This window comes from Gluconacetobacter tumulisoli (assembly GCF_014174155.1).
GTDB lineage: Bacteria > Pseudomonadota > Alphaproteobacteria > Acetobacterales > Acetobacteraceae > Gluconacetobacter > Gluconacetobacter tumulisoli.
Map to the genome: position 1 here is coordinate 90,942 of NZ_JABEQM010000008.1, position 19,168 is coordinate 110,109.

Genomic DNA, 19,168 nt, shown 5'->3' on the forward strand with positions numbered 1-19,168 from the left:
AGGCGGTCATGCCAAGTGTGCCTTTGCGTCCCGCGCGGTCCCGGATGTCCCCATGCCCGACACGATTGCCCCGACCGATGTCCCCCATGCCGATGGCAGCCTGACCGACGCCGCCGACGGCCTGGTCTGGGCGGTATCGTGCACGCCCGGGCATCGGCCGGTCCAGCTGTCCGCCCGGCAGGCGGCCCAGCGGCTGGACGGCGAGGCGGTCCGGGGAGCCGAACCCGACGGGACGTGGACCTGGCTGCACTACGACGTGGTGCATACCGCCAGCCGCGCCCGCGTCGAGGCCATCGCCCGCCTGACCGAGGAAGCCCGCGCCACCCTGGCCGGAACCGATCGCGGCGCCCGGCTGGAGGCCGAGGGCGACCTGGTCTATGGCGCGCTGCCGGCCTTCGACGACAGCATGCTGGACGATGACACGAACGTGTCGGCCTGGCGCTTCGCCGTCCTGCCGGACCTGCTGATCACCACGCGCCGGCATCCCGTCCCCGCGCTGGGCGCGGCCTATCGCTGGTTGCAGCGCGACGAGACCCCGCGCACGCCGGCCGAGATCGTGGACCGGACGCTGCTGGAATTCGCCGACAGCGTGCGGCGGAACATCGCGACGCTGGACGACCAGCTTGACCGGGCGGAGGATCTTCTGCTCACACTGGACCAGCATACCGATTTCGGCCGCATCAGCGGCCTGATCGGCAAGGTGCGGCGCCGTTCGACGGAACTGCGCCGCGTCATTTCCCCGGTCGACCGGATTTTCCATAGCGAGGATCTCGAATTGCCGGAATGGGCCGAGGACGATATCCGCGACCGGTCGCAGCGCCAGATCCATGCGGCCCTGGACGATCTGCTGGCGTTGCAGGACCGTGCGCGATCCCTGCAGGACGAACTGGCCTCGGGCCAGGCGGAGGAAACCAACCGGCGCCTGTATACCGTGTCGGTCGTGACCACGCTGATGCTGCCGGCCACATTCGTGACCGGTTTCTTCGGCATGAATACCGGGGGGATGTTCCTGGCCAGCGGGGCGATGGGTACCGTCGAGGCCGGCGGCGTCTGCTTCCTGTTCATGGTCATCACCTGGCTGCTGCTGAAATTCGCCAAGCTGCTCTGATCGCCGGGCGCCGATTGCCGGGCCGGGCCCGGCCGGCGGCCCCCCGAACCCCAGACCCAGACCACCCGAACGACAGGCCGGATTCCGGGGCACGATGCCTCGGCAACCGTGAAGGGAAGATCATCATGGACAGCCACACCGAAGCCCCGCATGTCCCGCCCGAGGAACTGGACGGTTTTCCCGTCGCGGCGAAGTCGCTGTTGTCCGAACGGCGCCTGCATACCCTGAAGCAGGGGGACATGTTCGGCGTGTTCGACCAGACCGGCGACATCCTGTTCGGCGACGGCATCGCGGACGGGCTGTATTTCCACGACACGCGCTATCTGTCCTGCCTGTCGATGACGTTGCAGGGCGTGCGGCCGATCCTGCTGTCGTCCACGGTGCGCGAGAACAACGTCCTGCTGTCGGTGGACCTGACCAACACCGACATCGAGGGCCCCGATGGAAGCCCCGAGGGGCGCATGAACCATGACCTGCTGCATGTCCGGCGGTCGCGCTTCCTGTGGAACCATGTCTGCTACGAACGGGTGGAAATCCGCAATTTCGACGTGGAACCCCGGACGGCGCAGCTGGATATCCGCTTCCTGGCCGATTTCGCCGACCTGTTCGAGGCCCGGGGCTCCACCCGGCCGCGGCGCGGCACCCAGCGCCCGCCCGAGGTCGCGGACAACCAGGTCACGCTGTCCTATGACGGGCTGGACAACCGGCGTCGGACGACCGTGCTGCGGTTCTGGCCGCCGCCGGCGGCGCTGGATGCGCGCCATGCCGCCTACCGCTTCGACCTGGCGCCGGGCACGCGGGTCCTGATCCATTACGAGGTCGCGTGCGACCCCGACGGCACGCCGGCGCTGCAACCCAACCGGCGCTTCCTGACCGGCGCGGTCGAGGCGCGGCGGGCGCTGCGCCTGTCCTCGTCGCGCGCGGCGGCCATCGCGACCTCGAACGAGATCTTCAACGAGGCCATCCGCCGCTGCATCTGCGACATCTACATGCTGCTGACGGACAAGAAGACCGGGCCGTACCCCTATGCCGGGGTGCCGTGGTTCAGCACCGCCTTCGGCCGCGATGCGCTGATCACCGCCATGCTGACCCTGTGGCTGGACCCGGAGATCGCACGGGGAGTCCTGAATTACCTGGCACGCCACCAGGCCCGGATCGAAGACCCCGCCGCCGACGCCGAACCGGGCAAGATCCTGCACGAGGTCCGTCATGGCGAGATGGCGGAGCTGGGCGAGGTGCCGTTCCGCCATTATTACGGGTCGATCGATTCCACGCCGCTGTTCGTCATGCTGGCGGGCCAGTACCTGGACCGCACCGGCGACGTCGCGCTGCTGACCACGATCTGGCCGAATATCGAGCGCGCGATCGACTGGATCGAACAGTACGGCGACCGCGACGATGACGGCTTCGTCGAATATGGCCGCCGCAACAAGGACGGGCTGATCAACCAGGGCTGGAAGGACAGCTACGACAGCGTCTTCCACGCCGACGGCACCCTGGCCGAGGGGCCGATCGCGCTGTGCGAGGTGCAGGCCTATGTCTATGCAGCGCGCCGCGCCGCCGCCACCATCGGCCGCCGCCTGGGCAAGACCGCCTATGCCGAACGCCAGGACCATCTGGCCGAGAGCCTGCGCGTCGCCTTCAACGCGCGCTTCTGGATCGAGGACCTGGGCACCTTCGCCCTGGCGCTGGACGGCCACAAGCAGCCCTGCCGCGTCCGGTCGTCCAATGCGGGGCATATCCTGCTGACCGATATCGCGACGCCGGACCGCGTGCCCCGGCTGGTGGAAGGACTGATGAAGCGGTCGTCCTTCACGGGCTGGGGCATCCGCACGATCCCCGAAGGCGAGGCGCGCTACAACCCGATGGCCTATCACAACGGGTCGGTCTGGCCGCACGACAATGCGCTGATCGGGCTGGGCCTGGCCCGTCACGGCTATCGCGACGAGGCCGCGCAACTGTTCCGGGGCATGTTCGATGCCGCCTTCTATACCGACCTGCGCCGCCTGCCGGAACTGTTCTGCGGTTTCACCCGCAACCGGGCGGAAGGCCCCGTCCGCTATCCGGTCGCCTGCTCGCCGCAGGCCTGGGCGGCGGCGACCCTGCCGGCGCTGGTCCAGTCCACCTTGGGCCTGTCCTTCGACCCCGCCACGGTCACGGTGCATTTCGAACGCCCGCGCCTGCCGGACTTCCTCGACGAGATGACGCTGTACAACCTGGAGGTCGGGGGTGACCAGGTGACCGTGCGCCTGGTGCGCGTAGGCGAGGAAGTCGCGATCAACGTCGTGGAGCGCACCGAGACGATCCGGGTCCAGATCTCGACCTGACCCATGCCGTTCGGGGTTCGGGCCTTGCCCGAGCCCCCTTTCACGACCGCGGCATGCCCGGCATGTCTGCCCGAGCATCGGAGCGGAGCGGCCTTCGGGCCGTGAGCACCGACGCACAGGGCAGGCGCGTCGGATCGCCGACAGGCCGGGTCTACGAGCGGGTTTCCGAGGTGTAGGCGTCGAGGACGGTGCCCGACGGCCCATCCATGCGGATGCGTCCGTGTTCCATCCACAGCACGCGCGTGCACCATTCCCGCAGGATGGGCAGGGCGTGGGAGGTCAGAACCAGGATGTCCGCCCCGCGGATCACGCCCGTCAGCCGCGCCCGCGCCTTGTCGCGGAACAGCGCGTCGCCGGCCAGGAACCATTCGTCCATCAGCAGCACCTGCGGCGCGATGGCCGTGGCCAGGCCGAAGCTGAGGCGCACCGACATGCCCGAGGAATAGAGGCGGATCGGCAGGTCGAGGAACGGGCCGAGTTCGGCGAACGCCTCCACATCCTCCTCCAGCCGGCGCAGGGCGGCGTTGTCCAGCCCCATCTGACGGGCGCGGAGCGCGATGTTCTCGCGCCCCGTCAGTTCCGGATTCATGCCGGCCGAGGGCTCCAGCAGCGCGCTGACCGAACCGGTGACCGACACCCAGCCGCCGCCGGCCTCGTAGATCCCGGCCAGGGCGCGCAGCAGGGTGGATTTGCCGGCACCGTTGTGCCCGACCAGGCCGATGCGCTCGCCGGGCCGGATGGCGAAGCTGACGTCCCGCAGCGCGTGGACCAGGATGCGCGACGGGGTATCGGCCTCGATCTCGCCGCCCGTACGCAGGCCGGCCGACCGCAGGGCGGCCAGCGGCCGACGGGCCCGGGCGAACAGCGTCTTCTTCAGCGAGCGCGCCCCGCCATGGAAGACAGGAAACGACAGCGACAGGTTCTGGGCCGTGATCGAGGCACCGGGACGGGACTGCGCCGGATGATGGGACATGGTGCTACACCCAGAACGCCAGTTGGGACCGGCTGCGGGAAAAGACGTACAGGGCGGCCAGGCACAGCAGCCCGCTGCCCAGCCCGGCCTCGGCCCAGATCCGCATCACCGGCACCTGGCCCAGCAGCGGGCCGCGCACGACCTCCAGCAACGGGTAGAAGGGGTTGAGCTCGAACCACCAGTCGCGCCCCTTCATCTGGGACGCCGACCACATCACCGGGGTCACGTAGAACGCGACCTGCACCACGCTGGCGACGATGGGCGGGATATCGCGGAAGCGCGCGCAGATGCTGCCCAGCAGCAGGGCCGCCGCCAGCCCGTCCACCAGCCACAGCGCGATCCCCGGCACCGCCATCAGCATGTCCGCGCCGTGCCAGATGCCGAACATTACGAAAACGCCCAGCGGCACGACGATATTATGGCCGAAGACGATGGCGTTGCGGACCATCATGCGCATCGCCTGCAGAAAAAACGGCAGGCGCACCGAGCGGATCATCCGTTCGGCATCGGTGAAGCAGGTGCAGGCCTCGCCCAGGACGCCGCTGATGCCGACCTGCCACAGGATCATCGACAGCGCCAGGTAGGGCAGGTAGCCGCGCAGGTCGATGTGGAACAGCCGGCCGTAGATCAGCCCCATCGACCCGATCATGATCGCCGAGGACAGGGTCAGCCAGAGCGGGCCCAGCGCCGAGCCGCGATAGCGCAGGCGGATGTCCAGCCAGCCCAGCGACAGCGCCAGCCGCCACATCGCCAGGCCCGCGCCGATATCCCGCAGGGCGGACACGACCCGCCGGACCGGCCGGGGCGGCTGGGCGGCGGGCGGATGGGACATGCCATCCGGCGCGGGGACTTCTGGCAGGATGTTCATGCCCGTTGGCGTTAGCCGATCGGCCGTCCGCCCGCAACCGCCGCAGGCGAGGCCGGATCGGCGGGCGGCAAATGCACCGCGTGCCGCCCGATGCAGGAACGTGACGTTGTTGCGCCAAACTTCGTCCTTCTGTAAAGACTTAGGGTCTGTTCCTTTCCATCGGCCTGAACTTCCGGACGGAATCGAGGCGCAACCGCGATGCAGAGCTGGGTCCCCGCGCCAGATCCCGACTTTCGCCATAATCGGTCCCGAACGTCTGCCCTCTTCACGGCGTGGTTCCCGCGCCCGTCCCAGATGAGCATCCTGATGACCCGATCCACACCCGGTTCCGCCCCCCGTTCCCCCCGGCGCCACAGGGCGGCGGCCGAGGGTACGACACCCCGGGAAACAGCGGAACGGGACGAAGCGACGCGGAACGGGGCGAAGCGGGACCGGGCGAACAAGGGCACGATCGCGGCCCGGGCGTGCGGGGCCATCGGGCTGGCCGGCCTGCTGGCGGCGTGCGCGACGCCGGGACCCAGCCTGCCGGTCACGCAGGAAGCCGCGAATTATCGCGCCCATGCGAAATCCTACTACGCCCCCCCGGGGCCGCCGGACGACCCGTGGGGCCCGTATATCGAAGAAGCATCCAAGCGCTTCGACGTGCCGGATACCTGGATCCGGTCGGTCATGCAGCGTGAATCCGGCGGCCAGCTGTTCCGCAACGGACAGTTCGTGACCTCGGCCCCCGGTGCGATGGGCCTGATGCAGCTGATGCCCCCGACCTATGACGAGCTGAAGGGCGAGTACGGCCTGGGCGACGATCCGTTCAACCCGCACGACAACATCCTGGCCGGCACCGCCTACATCCGGCAGATGTACGACATCTACGGGTCGCCCGGTTTCCTGGCGGCCTACAATACCGGGCCGGGGCGGCTGGACGATTTTCTGGTCCACAACCGCACCCTGCCGCGCGAGACCCGCAATTACGTCGCGGCGATCGGGCCGCAGATCGCGGGCATCACGCCCAACGTCCGATCGCAGGCCGATCTGATGGTCGAGGCCCATGACGTGGCGCGGGGCCATGTCTACCTGGCGGCGCAGACCAGCGCCCAGACCCGGTCCGTCCGCATGGCCTGGGCACGGCGCAACGACCATGGGGCCGGCGACGACACCCAGCCCGTGCAGGTGGCCGAGGCCCCGCCCGAAACCGACCGCATGCCCGCCCCCGCCTATACCGGCTGGAAGAGCGTGACGCCCGCCGGGGACGGGGGGCCGGCCGACAGCGTGCGCGCCGCCTGGGCCGCCCGGGCGAAGAAGGACGGCGAATCCGAGGTCCCGGCGGCCACGACCGAAATCGCCGCCGCCCCGCCGCCCGAGACCCCCACGCCATCGCCGGCCGCCCCGGGTTTCCATCTGGTGAACCCGGCCATGGCCGAGCCCGCGCCGCTGCTGCGCCACGGCAGCATGGCCCCGGCGCCCCGCGACTGGGCGATCCAGGTCGGGGCCTTCGGCACGCCGGCCATGGCATCGCAGGCGGCGGGGCATGCGCGCACCCTCGCGGTGTCGCTGCTGGGCACGGCGCGCCCGCAGGTCGCCAGCGTGCAGGTGACGCGCGGGCATCTGTATCGCGCGCGTCTGACCGGCCTGTCGCATGACGCCGCGGTCGAGGCCTGCCGCCGGCTGGCGCAGGGCGCGGACAATTGCGTTGTCATTTCCCCCGATTCACGGTCCTGATCGCCTGAGTTTTCCCGCCCGGAGGGCGCCTGATGCCTCGTACCCCGTTCCCGATATGCCCGGTCCTGCGACGCTGGACCCGGCTGGGCATCGTCCTGCCGGCCACGCTGGCGATGGCCTTCATGGCCGCGACGTCGTTCACGCCCGCGCGGGCCGCCCTGCCGACCGGCAGCACCGCCCCGTTGTTCGATACCCAAGCCAGCCTGGGCGGCAAGGAATTCCATTTCACGCTGGCCGACGCCCTGCGTCACGGGCCGGTCGTGCTGTATTTCTATCCCGCCGCCTTCACCCGGGGCTGCACCATCGAAGCCCATGATTTCGCCGATGCCATGGACGAATTCAGGGCGCTGGGCGCCACCGTCATCGGCGTATCGATGGACAAGATCGAGACGCTGGACAAATTCTCGGTCAGCGAATGCCGCAGCCGCTTCGCGGTCGCCTCGGACGCCACGGGCAAGATCGCGACAGCCTACGATTCCAAGATGCCGCTGGTCCGCTATGCCAGCCGGACGTCCTACGTGATCGCGCCCGACGGGCGCATCCTGTTCGCCTACAGCGCCATGGCGCCGGCGGGACACATCACCGGCACCCTGGCGGCGTTGCGGGACTGGAAGAAGACGACCGGGGCGAACTAAGCCCGGCGTCCGGCAGGATCGGGCTCCGCCCGAACCCGGCAAGGGCCCCGGCCCTTGCATCCCATTCGTTTTGTCAGTCCCGGGTTTCCAAAGGGCTATGCCCTCTGATGGGTCAAGGGCAACGCCCTTGCCTTCGCTTCACCGGCCCAAGACCGACAGGCAGCGGTCGCGCACGCTGCGCAGGCCGGCGTCGCGCACACGGCGCAGGGCGGCGCGGGCACGGCGGGCGTATCCCTTGATGTCCGGGACCTCGTCATGTCCGAACGGACGGGCACAGACGGATTGCGGATCCAGCGCCGGGTAACGGGCATCCAGCGTTCGCAGTACCAGCCGCGCGTCCTGCGGCAATGCCAGCGCCAACGCCGTCGTCACCTGGGGGCCGCTGTCGGAATCCAGCCCCGGCGCCATCTGGGGCACCAGCGCCATCCAGGCCGGATCGGCCGCGGCGATCCCGGCGGTGACCGTATCGAAATCGTTGGAATCATTCAGGTTGCCCACGGCCTGCGCCGCACCGTCGGCCCTGATCGCCGCCGCCACCCCGGCAGGCGTCGGATCGCCGGAAGCCGGGCCTGCCGCCCGCCCGGGCGCGGCAGGAACAGCCAGAAGGGCCAGGCAGAGGATCGGTCCGAACTTTCGCATCACATTATCATGAGCGATGCGGGCGTTCTTGGGAAGCGAAGGCTGGGGAAAGGTTGGGCATTGCCCGAACCTGCCTGGCCCAAGGCCCTGGCCCCGATCATGGATCAGGGCACTGGCCGCTCCCGGCAACCGGATCTCCCCGGGCCGCGTGGGAGACAGGACCCATCTAGCTGGCGGAATCGATGACCACCAGCGTGTCGCCGGCGATCGGGGTGGGCGTGCGGCCTCGGGGCAGCAGCGCGCGGAAGCGACCGTCATAGCTGGCCGCCTGTTCGTACAGCGCGTCCAGCAGGCCGTGGCGGTCCATGAAGACGTTCAGCGCCGCCGGGATCCGCACGCAGCCCTCCGACGCCGGGCGGCCGAGGCGGGATTCGAGGAAATCCGGGTCGGTGGCATGGATTTCCAGCCGGATCTGGGCCCTTTCCCGGCTGGGCAGCCAGCCTTTTTCGGTCCATTGCCAGCCCAGGTCCCACACCCGCATGCCCTTGGCGCCGATGCCGCGAATGCCGTGTTCGTTGCGGGTGCCCAGCGCGCGATAGCCGAGGCGGTCGGGCGAGTTCACGAACACGCCGGTCGGGGTGAGGTAGTAGAATTTACGTCCCGCCTGCCCCGTCGAGACGCGGGTGCCGCCCAGCACCTGCCACGCCCCGTCCCCCGGCAGGGCCAGGATGAAGCAGACCGTCTGCACCCGGGGATTGCGGTCCACCACCATCAGCACCTGCGCCCGGTCGACGATCGCGTCGCCGCGCGCCAGCTGGTCCCGCGCCAGGCGGATCCAGTCCGCCGCACGGTCGGGGGGCAGGGTCATGAAATGAGGAATGTCGCGCTGCATCGCCGCCGCGAGGCGGGTGGCCTCCGCCCGGGCCGCGTCGTCATCCAGCGACGGCAGCGGCGGGATGTCGATGGCGGGATTTTCCTCGGCGGGCGAGGCGATGGCGACCGGACCGACGCCGCCCCCCGTCACCGGCGACCCGGCATGGGTGGGGGGCGCGCAGCCCACCAGACCGACGGCCATGAGTGCCCCCGCCACCGGATAAACAATCCGCATGCGCCCTCGCCAAGATCGACCTGCCGATATCATGACGCAGGACAGGCCGCCGCGTTCCCGGCAGGCCGCGAACCTGCCAAAGGGCATGGCCCTTCGGACACCCGGGATGTCGTGAACGACGGGGATGCAAGGGCCGAGGCCCTTGCCTGGTTCGGGCGGAGCCCGACCTTGTATGCGGCGGCGCCCCGTGACGCGCGTATCAGATGTGGATCGCGCGCTTTTCCACGTCCAGGGCCGCTTCCTTCACGGCTTCGCTCAACGTCGGATGGGCGTGGCAGGTCCGGGCGATGTCTTCGGACGAGGCGCCGAATTCCATCGCCAGGGTGGCCTCGGCGATCAGTTCGCCGGCGCCCGGGCCGATGATATGCACGCCCAGGACGCGATCGGTCGTGGCATCGGCCAGGACCTTCACAAACCCGTCGGTCATGCCCATGGCGCGGGCGCGGCCGTTGGCGGTGAAGGGGAACTTGCCGACCTTGTAGGTCACGCCGGCGTCCTTCAGCCCTTCCTCGGTCTGGCCGACGGTCGCGACCTCGGGCCATGTGTAGATCACGCCGGGGATGGCGTCATAATTCACATGCCCGGCCTGGCCGGCCAGGATTTCCGCCACCGCGACGCCTTCGTCCTCGGCCTTGTGGGCCAGCATGGGGCCGGCGATCACGTCGCCGATGGCGTAGATGCCGGGCACGCTGGTCGCGTAATGGGCGTCGGTGACGATCCGGCCGCGCTTGTCCAGCGCGACGCCGGCCTCGGCCAGGCCCATGCCGCCACTGGCCGCCGTGCGGCCGATGGCCAGCAGGACGATATCGGCCTCCAGCGTCTCGGCCTTGCCGCCGGCGGCGGGTTCGACCGTCAGGATGACGCCCTTGTCGGTCTTCTCGGCCTTGGTGACCTTGTGGCCCAGCTTCATCTGCAGGCCCTGCCGGGTCAGGATGCGCTGGAACTGCTTGGCGATCTCGTTATCCGTTCCGGGCACCAGGCGATCGAAATATTCGATCACCGTGACCTCGGCGCCCAGGCGATGCCAGACGCTGCCCAGTTCCAGCCCGATCACGCCGCCGCCGATCACCACCAGCTTCTTCGGCACGGACGACAGTTCCAGTGCACCGGTCGAGGTCACGATCGTCTTCTCGTCGACCTCGACGCCCGGCAGGCCGGCGCTGTCGCTGCCGCTGGCGATCACGATATGCTTGGCCGTCACCGGCTTGCCATCGACGGTGATCCGCCCGGTGCCCTCGACCTTGCCGGTGCCCTTCAGCCAGGTGACCTTGTTCTTCTTGAACAGGAATTCGACGCCCTTGACGTTGGCCTCGACCACCTCGCCCTTGCGGGCCATCATGCGGGCCAGGTCCAGCTTGACCCCGTCGATCAGGATGCCGTGCCCGGCATAATCATGCGTCGCGGCATGATAGTTCTCGGACGATTGCAGCAGCGCCTTGGACGGGATGCAGCCGACATTCAGGCAGGTGCCGCCCAAGGTCGCACGCTTTTCCACGCAGGCCACCTTGAAGCCAAGCTGCGCCGCGCGGATGGCGCAGACATAGCCACCGGGACCGGCGCCGATGACGATGACGTCGTAGTCGGTTTCAGCGGGCGGGGCCACGGCCGGCGCGGCCGCCGGGGCCGGGGTTGCGGGGGCGGCCGGGGCTGCGGCAGGCGCTGCCGCCTTCGCCGCGGGCTTGGCCGGGGGGGCGCCGGCGGCACCCTCGGCGACCGTGGTCAGCACGGCGCCGACCTCGACCTCGTCCCCCTCGGCCACGGCATGGGCGCCGAGCGTGCCGGATGCGGGGGCCGCGACCTCGACACTGACCTTGTCGGTTTCCAGTTCAACGACCGGTTCATCGGCAGCAACGCTGTCGCCCGGCTGCTTCAGCCACTTGCCGATCGTCGCGGTGGTGACGCTCTCGCCGAGCGTCGGCACCTTGATTTCAATAGTCATATTCATGTCCTGCGTTCGATGCATCGGATGGATCGACGGGCCGGATGAGGTCACCCGGCCCGGCGCGGCGCATCAGACCTCGAGCAGCAGACGACGCGGATCTTCCACGTTCTGCTTGACGCGCACCAGGAAGCTGACCGCCTCCTTGCCGTCGACGATGCGGTGATCATAGGTCAGGGCAATGTACATCATCGGCCGGATCACGACCTGGCCGCCCACGGCGACCGGACGATCCTGGATGGCATGCATGCCCAGGATGCCCGATTGCGGGGCGTTGACGATCGGCGTCGACATCAGGGAACCGTAGATGCCGCCATTGGTGATCGAGAACGTGCCGCCCGACAGTTCGTCCAGCTTCAGCGACCCGTCGCGCGCGCGCTTGCCGAAACCGGCGATCGCGCCCTCGATGCCCGCGAAGCTGAGCTTGTCGGCGTCGCGGATGACGGGAACGACCAGGCCGTTCGGGCCGCCGACCGCGATGCCGAGATTGACGAATTCGCGATAGATGATGTCGTCGCCGTTGATTTCCGCGTTGATCGCCGGAAATTCCTTCAGCGCCGCAATGGCCGCCTTGGCGAAGATCGACATGAAACCGAGCTTCACGCCGTTATGCTTCTTCTCGAACGCCTCGCGATATTCGGCACGCAGGGCCTTGGCCGCGCTCATGTCCACCTCGTTGAAGGTGGTCAGCAGGGCGGCGGTGTTCTGCGCCTCCTTCAGGCGGCGGGCGATGGTGCGCCGCAGGCGCGTCATCTTCACCCGTTCCTCGCGCGGGTCGTCGGTACGCGGGGCGACCGGGGCCGCGGCCGGGGCGGCGACGGGCGGCTGCGCCAGGAAGGACAGGACATCGCCCTTGGTGACGCGGCCGTCCTTGCCGGTGCCGGTGCCGACCTGGGCCGGGGACAGGCCCTTTTCGGTCAGCATCTTCTGCGCCGACGGCATCGGCGCATGGGCCGCGCCCTGCGCCACGACGTCGGACGGCGGCGTAGCCGGACGGGCGACCGGGCCGCTGGTCGTCGGCTGGGCCTGGACGCCGGCGGGGGCCTTCGGGGCCTCGGCCGTCTTCTTGGGCGCGGGGGCCGCGGCGGCAGGCTTGGCGGTGCCGCTGCCGGCCTCGACCGAGGCCAGCACGGTCCCGACCTCGACCTCGTCGCCTTCGGCGACCATCTGCGGGCCCAGCACGCCGGCTTCGGGCGCGGCGACCTCGACGCTGACCTTGTCGGTTTCCAGTTCCACGACGGGTTCGTCGGCCGTCACCGGCTCACCCGGCTTCTTCAGCCATTTTGCAATGGTGGCGGTCGTCACGCTCTCGCCCAGAGTCGGTACCTTGATCTCGGCAGACATCTTTTCTTTCCAATCCCCCTGCCGGACAGATCCGCGTGCTGGACCGGGGCATGAACCGCGTATCCCTTGCCCATCGTCTGCCGGCTTGTGCACTCTCATACCAGATTGATGCCGGAACGGCGCGATCACCGTCCCGGCGGACTTGTCGTGCCCCGGACCTCCGGCCGGGGCGCCCGTTCACCCGACGCCCAGCGCCTGATTGACCAGCGCCGCCTGTTCAGCGGCATGGATGCGGGCCAGGCCGGTGGCCGGGCTGGCCGCGGCGATGCGCCCGACATAGACCGGCCGGCCGCCCTTGCCGCCTGCCTTGGCCATCACGCCCTCGATCCGGCGATCGACGAAGCACCAGCCGCCCATGTTCTCGGGCTCTTCCTGGCACCAGATGACCTGGGCCTTGGGATAGAGCGCCAGTTGCTCGGCCAACAGCTTTTCGGGGAACGGATAGAATTGTTCCAACCGCAGGATGGCAACCTTGTCCAGCTTGCGCTCCCGCCGTTCGGCCAGCAGGTCGTAATAGACCTTGCCCGAGCAGATCACGACCCGTTCGACCGCGTCGCCGTTGGCGATGGGATCGATTTCGCCGATGACCGGGCGGAAGGTCGTTCCCGAGGCGAAATCCTCGAGGTTCGAGACCGCCAGCTTGTGACGCAGCAGCGATTTCGGCGTCATGATGACCAGCGGCTTGCGGTAATCCAGCTTCTGCTGGCGGCGCAGCGCATGGAAATAGTTGGCCGGCGTGGTGATATTGCACACCCGCATGTTGTTCTCGGCACAGAGCTGCAGGAAACGTTCCAGGCGGGCCGAGGAATGTTCCGGACCCTGCCCTTCGTAGCCGTGCGGCAGCAGCAGCACCAGACCGGACATGCGCAGCCACTTCGTTTCGCCCGACGCGATGAACTGGTCGATGATGACCTGCGCGCCGTTGGCGAAATCGCCGAACTGCCCTTCCCACAGGACCAGGGCGTTCGGATCGGCCAGCGAGTAGCCATATTCGAAGCCCAGCACGCCGAATTCCGAAAGCAGCGAGTTATAGACCTCGAAGATGCCCTGGCCGGCGTCGATGTTGTTCAGCGGCGCGTAGGTGTTCTGGTTGATCTGGTCGATCAGGACGGCATGGCGCTGGCTGAACGTGCCACGCTGGCAATCCTCGCCGGACAGGCGCACCCGGTATTTTTCCAGCAGCAGCGAACCGAAGCCCAGCGCCTCGCCGGTCGCCCAGTCGATGCCTTCGCCCGACTTGAACATCGCGGCCTTCGCCTTGAGCTGTCGGGCGATTTTCGGATTGATGTTGAAATCCGACGGCGCGGTGCTCAGCGCGTCGCCGATCTTGCGCAGGGTCTCGACCGCGACGCCCGTGGCGGGCTCGGCGTCGGTCTGGCCCACCGGCGGCGGCTTCAGCCCTTCCCACGACCCTTCCAGCCAGTCGGCCTTGTTCGGCTTGTAGGTCTGGGCGGCCTGGTAGGATTCCTCCAGCTTGTTCTGGAAGACGTCCCATGTTTCGGACGCCTGCGCCTCGGTCACCACGCCTTCGCGGACCAGGCGGTCGGCATACAGGGTGCGGACCGTCGGGCGGGCGGCGATGGCCTTGTACATCGTCGGCTGGGTGAAGGCGGGCTCGTCCGATTCATTATGGCCGTGCCGGCGATAGCCGACGATGTCCAGCACGATGTCGGTCGCGAATTTCTGCCGGAAATCGGCGATCAGCCGCGCGCAGTACACGACGGCCTCGGGCTCGTCGCCATTGACGTGCAGGATCGGCGCCTGCACCGCCTTGGCGATGTCCGTGCAGTACAGGCCGGAAAAGGCGTGGGCGGAGACGGTGGTGAAGCCGATCTGGTTGTTCACCACGATATGGATGGTGCCGCCGGTGCGATAGCCGATCAGCTGCGACATCGCCATCGTCTCGTACACCAGGCCCTGGCCCGCGAACGCCGCGTCACCATGCAGCAGCAGCGCCATGTGGCGGCCGCGGGCGTGCGGGTCGTCGCCGTCCTGGGCCGCGCGCACCTTGCCGACCACCACCGGATCGACCGCTTCCAGATGCGACGGGTTGGGCTGGAGCGAGATATGGACCGGATTGCCGTCGATATCGACGTCGGTCGAAGTGCCCAGATGGTATTTCACGTCGCCCGAGCCCTGGACGTCATCGGGCTTGAAGGACGCGCCGGCGAATTCGCTGAAGATCGCGGTATAGGGCTTGCGGACCACGTTCACCAGCGTGTTCAGGCGGCCGCGATGCGGCATGCCGATCGCCACCGACTTCACGCCGTCCTTGGCCACCTGGTCGATCACCGCATGCAGCGCGGGGATGGTGACGTCCTCGCCTTCCAGGCCGAATCGCTTGGTGCCGACATAGCGCTTCTGGCAGAAGGCCTCGAAGCCCTCGGCCTCGGTCAGATGGCCGAGGATGACCTTCTTCTGCTCGGCCGAGGCGCCGGCACGCCAGTTGTCGCCTTCCAGCCGCACCTGCAGCCAGTTGCGCTGCACCGGGTCCTGGACATGCATGAATTCGGCACCGATCGGACCGCAATAGACGCGGCGCAGCGCGTCGAGCACCTGCGCGATGGTCGCGGTCTGCGTCCCGATCAGGTTGGCGACGATATGCCCCAGATAGATCGGCCGGTCGAGATCCTCCGGCCCGAATCCGTAGGTCGCCGGGTCCAGGTCGGCATGGGGCTTGGGGATCTGCAGACCCAGCGGATCCAGCCGGGCCTCCAGATGGCCGCGCACGCGATAGGCGCGGATCAACTGCGTCGCGCGCAGGCTGTCATCCGCCGCCGCATGCAGGCTTTCGACCGAAGCCGGGGCCCCCTTCGGGGCAGCCGGGGCGGCCTCGGCGCCGTCGATCATCGACAGGCGCGGCGACCACGAGGCCCCCTCCGCGTCATGCAGGACCGCGGCGCCTTCCTCGTCCATTGCCGAGAACAGGGAAGCGAAGGAAGGATCGACGCTGCCGGGATCGGACACCCAGCGGGCGTACAGTTCGGCCAGATAGGCCGTGTTGGCGCCGCTGAACGCGGTCGACAGGATATCTACGCCCGCCATCTTGAAGACATCTCCTCATTGACGGCCTTGCCGGCCGCGTCATTGTCCGGTTGCGCCCCGTAGCCGCCGATCGTGACGGAATTGGGGAACGAAACCGATTGTGCTCTCAACCCTAGCGTCACCTTTTGCGGTCCGCCGCCGTCTTTCGCCACGGTCAGGATTGCTCCACGCGCATGCTCACCTTTACGTTTTCACCATGGCATGCCCACGGTGCGCCCGGCGGACCGCAAAACGGGACCGGTCATACCCAAGCAAAGAGCGCACCACTTGCCTACCGCCCGGCCAGTCACAGCCACTTCATAAGCGTCACGATGCCGTGACCGGCGGGAACGCGCGGCCGCGCCCCGAACACCACCCCCGCCGGCGATCGCGCCCGCGCGGTGCTGATCGAAGGCAGATGATGAATATGACGGCATATTCTGCATGTTTTTTGCCACGGGATGTTCCGCCGGGGTCAGGCAGCCGGCATGCCGCGCCCATCACATATCGCCGAACACCGAAGCGGAACGGCCCTGTCGGCCGTCCGCCGCAGCGCGCAGGAAACGCGCGTCGGATCGCCGCCAGCGCGCATTTGCAAACAGGCTCTCAGGAGAGGTGGGGGAGGTCGAGATAGGCGGCGCTCTGCATTTCCTCGAGGCGGGAGGCCGTGCGTTCGAAGGCCTGCGCGCCCTCGCCGTGCTGGTAGATCGCGTCGGGCTGGTCCTCGGCCGAGGCGAACAGCTTCACCTTCTGCTCGTACAAGGTGTCCACCAGGACGATGAAGCGGCGGGCGACGTCGAAATTGTCGGGACCCAGGCGGGGAATGTCGTCCAGGATCAGCGCCGGGAACCGCGTGGCCAGCGCCAGGTAGTCGCCGGCCCCCAGCGGCCGGCCGCACAGCGCGGAGAACGAAAAACGCGCGATGGGGCCGGCGGCGACGGGGACCGCCAGTTTCCGGCCCATGATGTCCAGCGTCACCGGGCGCACCGGCGCGCCGTCCGCCAGGCGCATGAAGATCGAATCCAGTTCCTGCGCCGCGTCGGGACCGGGGGGGACGATCCATGTCGTCATGCCGCGCATGCCGCCGCGCCGGTAGTCGCGCGGGGAATCGAGCACCACCGTGTCCACCTCGCGCTGGATCACGGCGATGAAGGGACGGAAGGCGTCGGCGCCCGGCCGGTTCTGGAACAGGTCCTGCGGCTGGGTGTTCGAGGTGGCGACCACGACCACGCCCTCGGCGAACAGATATTCGAACAATCGGCCCAGGATCATCGCATCGGCGATGTCGTTCACCTGGAATTCGTCGAAGCACAGCAGCCAGGCCTCGTCCGCGATGGCGTGGGCCAGCGGCGGGATCGGGTCGGTCAGTTCGGGATGCGCGCGCTTCATGGCGTGCAGGCGCTGGTGCACGTCCTGCATGAAGCGATGGAAATGCACGCGTTTCTTGTGTTCGACGGGCGCCAGTTCGAAGAACAGGTCCATCAGCATCGTCTTGCCGCGCCCGACCTGCCCGACCATGTAGACGCCGCGCGGCCGGGGCGCCGCGGCGGCCCGGGCCTGCAGCCCCAGCCGTGCTTTCAGCCCGCCCAGCAATCCGCCCAGCTTCCCCTGCGCCGCGGCCTGCCGCACCACGGGATGATAGCCCGGAAGTTCCCGCCACAGCCGGTCCAGCCGCGCGGCGGCCTTGGCCTGTTCGGGATCCGGGGCCAGCAGGCCCGCATCCACCCGTGCCCGATATGCGCCGAGCGGCCCCGTTCCGGGCGGCAGGTGCAGGTCGGAGGCGAAGGACGAAAGGATGGTTTCCATAACAACGCCGATAGCGCCGGCAACGGATGGCAGCAAGGGCATGCACTCGCCAAACCGTGTCGTGACAGGGCTGCTCTCCATCTGGTGAACTCGGGCCCTGTCCGAACGACCGGAAATGGGAGCTTTTCGCAATGATCGACTGGTCCGCCTACCGCCAGTATCTCGGCCAGAGCGTGCCGGTCCTGGCCAGCCTCAGCCCCGGCACGGTCGAGGGCCTGACGACACTGGACAATGCGGGCCCCGCCACCGGGCATCTGGACGCCCGGACCCGCGAACTGATCGCGCTGGCGGTGGCCGTGACCACGCGGTGCGACGGATGCATCGCCGTCCATTCCAAGGCCGCAATCGACGCCGGCGCGACGAAGGAGCAGATCGCCGAGGCCCTGGGCGTCGCCGTGGCGCTGAATGCCGGGGCCGCCGTGGTCTATTCCACCCGTGTGCTGGACGCGGTGTCGAAGCTCACCTGACCGGGCTGCCGAGCGCGCCTGGGCGACGCCCCTTGGCGCGCGGCCGAACGGGGACTAGCATTGTCGGCCTGGCCCAACTGCCCGTGCAGGTTCCATGACCGTCCCGACCCCGATCCGTCCCGACTATGCCGCGCTGGAGTCCGCCGCCGTCAGCACGGACCCGTTCGCGCATGTCGTGGTCCCGCATTTCATCGGGCGGGACGATCTGGCGGCGCTGGTCGCGTCGATGCCGGACCTGTCTTCCGGCGGGTCCTTCCCGCCCGGATCCCTGACGCTGGCGCCGCTGGTGCGCGGCCTGGTGGCGGAAATGGAGGGGCCGCGCCTGCGCGACGCCATCGCGCGCAAATTCGGCCTGGACCTGGACGGCGCGCCGACCATGCTGACCCTGCGCGGCCGCACGCGCGAGAAGGACGGCCGCATCCATTGCGATTCCGTGGCCAAGCGGGTGACGGTACTCCTGTACCTGAACCCGGCCAGCGAATCCTGGGCGCGGCAGGAGGGCTGCCTGCGCCTGCTGCGCGGGCCGGACGATGTCGAGGATTATGCCGCGGAAATCCCGCCCGTCGACGGCACCCTGCTGGTGTTTCCCAATGGCCCGACGACCTGGCACGGCCACCGGCAATATGTCGGCCGGCGCTATACCATCCAGTTGAACTACATGGAAAACGACGCCAAGGCGCGCAGCGAGATGCGGCGCCATCGCCTGTCGGCGCTGGCCAAGCGGCTGTCGCACGCGGCCTGATCTTCCTGCCTGACCGCTGCCCCGAAGCGGCCGTGATTCGGACATGATCGCGGCCGATAGGGCAGGTTCAAGACGTTTCTGGAAAAGGAGCCCCTCCATGCGGGTTCGACCCCTGTCTTTCTTTCTGGCCACGCTGTGCCTGACAGGCACGATCGCGACGACGAACGTGCCCGGTGCCGCCATGGCCCGACCCGACGGCCATTATGACCGCGGCGGACACGGCAACTGGGGCCATGGCGGTGGCGGACATTACGACCGGCGTGGCCCCGGATGGGGCGGTGGCGGCGGCTATCGCCGTCACGGATCGGGCGTCGGCATGGCGGTCGGCGCCGGCGTCGCCGGCCTGGCGGTGGGCGCGCTGCTGGGCGGGGCGCTGTCCTCGCAGGCCGCGCCGCCGCCCGGCGCCTATTATCCGCCGCAGCAGGAACCCCCGCCGCCGCCGCCGGCTTATTACCCGCAGGCGTCCTACGGTCCGCCGCCGTACTGAATCCGGCCCGGCCGTCCACGCCTCTCTTCTGACCCGAATCACGGG

Annotated in this window: 15 protein-coding genes; 7 read left to right on the forward strand and 8 right to left on the reverse strand. The window is 68.7% G+C overall.

The annotated features are described in order from the left end of the window. The first annotated feature begins 52 nt into the window (after window positions 1-52). Window positions 53-1,108, forward strand: a complete 1,056-nt coding sequence (locus HLH28_RS11185) for a CorA family divalent cation transporter (protein ID WP_182959030.1) — start codon at window positions 53-55, stop codon at window positions 1,106-1,108. 125 nt (window positions 1,109-1,233) lie between these two features. Continuing rightward, entirely contained in the window at window positions 1,234-3,435 is a 2,202-nt protein-coding gene (locus tag HLH28_RS11190; protein ID WP_182959034.1) for an amylo-alpha-1,6-glucosidase, read from the forward strand. A gap of 151 nt (window positions 3,436-3,586) precedes the next feature. On the opposite strand, the gene HLH28_RS11195 is transcribed toward HLH28_RS11190, so the two are convergent. Both HLH28_RS11195 and HLH28_RS11200 read right to left on the reverse strand, forming a co-directional pair. Then, a complete protein-coding gene (locus HLH28_RS11195; protein ID WP_182959036.1) occupies window positions 3,587-4,408 on the reverse strand; it encodes an ABC transporter ATP-binding protein in 822 nt (273 codons plus the stop codon). Window positions 4,409-4,412: 4 nt separating this feature from the next. Further along, window positions 4,413-5,240, reverse strand: coding sequence for an ABC transporter permease (locus tag HLH28_RS11200; RefSeq protein ID WP_182959038.1), 828 nt, complete (start codon window positions 5,238-5,240; stop codon window positions 4,413-4,415). 342 nt (window positions 5,241-5,582) lie between these two features. On the opposite strand from HLH28_RS11200, the gene HLH28_RS11205 reads away from it, so the two are divergent. Next, window positions 5,583-6,992 (forward strand): lytic transglycosylase domain-containing protein, encoded by a 1,410-nt coding sequence (locus HLH28_RS11205; protein ID WP_182959040.1) that lies wholly within the window; start codon window positions 5,583-5,585, stop codon window positions 6,990-6,992. Window positions 6,993-7,024: 32 nt separating this feature from the next. Then, the gene (locus tag HLH28_RS11210) at window positions 7,025-7,627 is read left to right on the forward strand and encodes a peroxiredoxin (RefSeq protein WP_408869843.1); all 603 of its coding nucleotides are present in this window, start codon (window positions 7,025-7,027) and stop codon (window positions 7,625-7,627) included. 138 nt (window positions 7,628-7,765) lie between these two features. Here HLH28_RS11210 and HLH28_RS11215 read toward each other — a convergent pair whose 3' ends face one another. The 6 genes from HLH28_RS11215 to zapE form a co-directional block, all read right to left on the reverse strand. Beyond that, window positions 7,766-8,266 carry a hypothetical protein gene (locus HLH28_RS11215; RefSeq protein ID WP_182959042.1) on the reverse strand — a complete coding sequence of 167 codons (501 nt, stop codon included), beginning with the start codon at window positions 8,264-8,266 and terminating at the stop codon, window positions 7,766-7,768. Window positions 8,267-8,432: 166 nt separating this feature from the next. Beyond that, a complete protein-coding gene (locus HLH28_RS11220; protein ID WP_182959044.1) occupies window positions 8,433-9,314 on the reverse strand; it encodes a L,D-transpeptidase in 882 nt (293 codons plus the stop codon). Window positions 9,315-9,513: 199 nt separating this feature from the next. Beyond that, entirely contained in the window at window positions 9,514-11,253 is a 1,740-nt protein-coding gene (gene lpdA, locus HLH28_RS11225; RefSeq protein WP_182959046.1) for a dihydrolipoyl dehydrogenase, read from the reverse strand. Between the two features lie 72 nt (window positions 11,254-11,325). Continuing rightward, window positions 11,326-12,597, reverse strand: coding sequence for a 2-oxoglutarate dehydrogenase complex dihydrolipoyllysine-residue succinyltransferase (gene odhB, locus HLH28_RS11230; RefSeq protein WP_182959048.1), 1,272 nt, complete (start codon window positions 12,595-12,597; stop codon window positions 11,326-11,328). Between the two features lie 177 nt (window positions 12,598-12,774). Further along, window positions 12,775-15,642, reverse strand: coding sequence for a 2-oxoglutarate dehydrogenase E1 component (locus HLH28_RS11235; protein WP_182959050.1), 2,868 nt, complete (start codon window positions 15,640-15,642; stop codon window positions 12,775-12,777). Between the two features lie 585 nt (window positions 15,643-16,227). Then, window positions 16,228-17,427 (reverse strand): cell division protein ZapE, encoded by a 1,200-nt coding sequence (gene zapE / locus HLH28_RS11240; RefSeq protein WP_182959052.1) that lies wholly within the window; start codon window positions 17,425-17,427, stop codon window positions 16,228-16,230. A gap of 131 nt (window positions 17,428-17,558) precedes the next feature. On the opposite strand from zapE, the gene HLH28_RS11245 reads away from it, so the two are divergent. The 3 genes from HLH28_RS11245 to HLH28_RS11255 all read left to right on the forward strand — a co-directional run bounded on the left by HLH28_RS11245 (window position 17,559) and on the right by HLH28_RS11255 (window position 19,123). After that, window positions 17,559-17,894: a carboxymuconolactone decarboxylase family protein gene (locus tag HLH28_RS11245; protein WP_182959054.1), complete on the forward strand. Its 336-nt coding sequence runs from the start codon at window positions 17,559-17,561 to the stop codon at window positions 17,892-17,894. Window positions 17,895-17,988: 94 nt separating this feature from the next. Further along, complete coding sequence (locus HLH28_RS11250; protein WP_182959056.1) at window positions 17,989-18,636, forward strand: 2OG-Fe(II) oxygenase family protein; 648 nt, start codon at window positions 17,989-17,991, stop codon at window positions 18,634-18,636. Between the two features lie 97 nt (window positions 18,637-18,733). Then, the gene (locus HLH28_RS11255) at window positions 18,734-19,123 is read left to right on the forward strand and encodes a hypothetical protein (protein WP_182959059.1); all 390 of its coding nucleotides are present in this window, start codon (window positions 18,734-18,736) and stop codon (window positions 19,121-19,123) included. Window positions 19,124-19,168 lie beyond the last annotated feature (45 nt).

What these genes read in the sequence shown, in the direction of transcription:
- HLH28_RS11255 (WP_182959059.1), top strand. Translation starts at nt 18,734, where the DNA reads ATGCGGGTTCGACCCCTGTCTTTCTTTCTGGCCACGCTGTGCCTGACA.
- lpdA (WP_182959046.1), bottom strand. Translation starts at nt 11,253, where the DNA reads ATGACTATTGAAATCAAGGTGCCGACGCTCGGCGAGAGCGTCACCACC.
- zapE (WP_182959052.1), bottom strand. Translation starts at nt 17,427, where the DNA reads ATGGAAACCATCCTTTCGTCCTTCGCCTCCGACCTGCACCTGCCGCCC.
- odhB (WP_182959048.1), bottom strand. Translation starts at nt 12,597, where the DNA reads ATGTCTGCCGAGATCAAGGTACCGACTCTGGGCGAGAGCGTGACGACC.
- HLH28_RS11190 (WP_182959034.1), top strand. Translation starts at nt 1,234, where the DNA reads ATGGACAGCCACACCGAAGCCCCGCATGTCCCGCCCGAGGAACTGGAC.
- HLH28_RS11205 (WP_182959040.1), top strand. Translation starts at nt 5,583, where the DNA reads ATGACCCGATCCACACCCGGTTCCGCCCCCCGTTCCCCCCGGCGCCAC.
- HLH28_RS11185 (WP_182959030.1), top strand. Translation starts at nt 53, where the DNA reads ATGCCCGACACGATTGCCCCGACCGATGTCCCCCATGCCGATGGCAGC.
- HLH28_RS11215 (WP_182959042.1), bottom strand. Translation starts at nt 8,266, where the DNA reads ATGCGAAAGTTCGGACCGATCCTCTGCCTGGCCCTTCTGGCTGTTCCT.
- HLH28_RS11220 (WP_182959044.1), bottom strand. Translation starts at nt 9,314, where the DNA reads ATGCGGATTGTTTATCCGGTGGCGGGGGCACTCATGGCCGTCGGTCTG.
- HLH28_RS11210 (WP_408869843.1), top strand. Translation starts at nt 7,025, where the DNA reads ATGCCTCGTACCCCGTTCCCGATATGCCCGGTCCTGCGACGCTGGACC.
- HLH28_RS11250 (WP_182959056.1), top strand. Translation starts at nt 17,989, where the DNA reads ATGACCGTCCCGACCCCGATCCGTCCCGACTATGCCGCGCTGGAGTCC.
- HLH28_RS11200 (WP_182959038.1), bottom strand. Translation starts at nt 5,240, where the DNA reads ATGTCCCATCCGCCCGCCGCCCAGCCGCCCCGGCCGGTCCGGCGGGTC.
- HLH28_RS11195 (WP_182959036.1), bottom strand. Translation starts at nt 4,408, where the DNA reads ATGTCCCATCATCCGGCGCAGTCCCGTCCCGGTGCCTCGATCACGGCC.
- HLH28_RS11245 (WP_182959054.1), top strand. Translation starts at nt 17,559, where the DNA reads ATGATCGACTGGTCCGCCTACCGCCAGTATCTCGGCCAGAGCGTGCCG.
- HLH28_RS11235 (WP_182959050.1), bottom strand. Translation starts at nt 15,642, where the DNA reads ATGGCGGGCGTAGATATCCTGTCGACCGCGTTCAGCGGCGCCAACACG.